Annotated in this window: 1 protein-coding gene; it reads right to left on the bottom strand. The window is 47.3% G+C overall.

Annotated features, from left to right (window positions below):
- Window positions 1–416: hypothetical protein (locus VE26_RS19070; RefSeq protein ID WP_200897195.1), on the bottom strand; the 416-nt coding region annotated here is incomplete at its 3' end.
- Window positions 417–522: the final 106 nt, after the last annotated feature.

Below are 522 nucleotides of genomic sequence, written 5' to 3'. Positions count from 1 at the left end.
CTTCTTTCTTTTCCTTCTCCTTCACTGTCCGTTCGCTTTTCTCCTCTTCTCCCTTTCTTCCCTTGCGCTCTTCCCTTTCTTCTTCTTTTTTTTCCTCCTCTTTTTCTTTTCCCTTCTTCCTCTCCTTCTTTTTCTCCCTCCCTGCTCTCTCTCCGCCTTTTCCCCTTCTGTCTTTTTTTTTCCTTTTTCTCTCCTCCCCTCTTCATTTTCTCTTTCTTCTTCTTCCTCCCCTCCTTCTCCTCTTTTCCCCTCTTCCTCCTTTCCCCCCTCACCTCTTCCCCTCTTTTCCCTCCTTTCCCCCTTCCCCGCTTCTTCCTCGCCCTTCTTTTCTTCCCTTCTTCTCTTCCCTCCTTCTCTCTTTCCCTTCTCGTCTTCTCCTTTCCCTCCTTTTTCCCTCCTTCTTCTTTATTCTTCACTCCCTTTTTGTCCTTTTTCTCCTTTCTTTCTCTCTCCCTTCACTCTTGTTTCTCCTCCCTCCTCTTCCCTCTTTTCCTTCCTCTCTTCTTCTTCCTCCCTCCTCTT

The organism is Devosia chinhatensis (genome assembly GCF_000969445.1).
Taxonomy (GTDB): Bacteria; Pseudomonadota; Alphaproteobacteria; order Rhizobiales; family Devosiaceae; genus Devosia; species Devosia chinhatensis.
The sequence above is the reverse complement of the archived record's forward strand: the minus strand, read 5'-3'. Positions and strand labels throughout refer to the sequence as shown.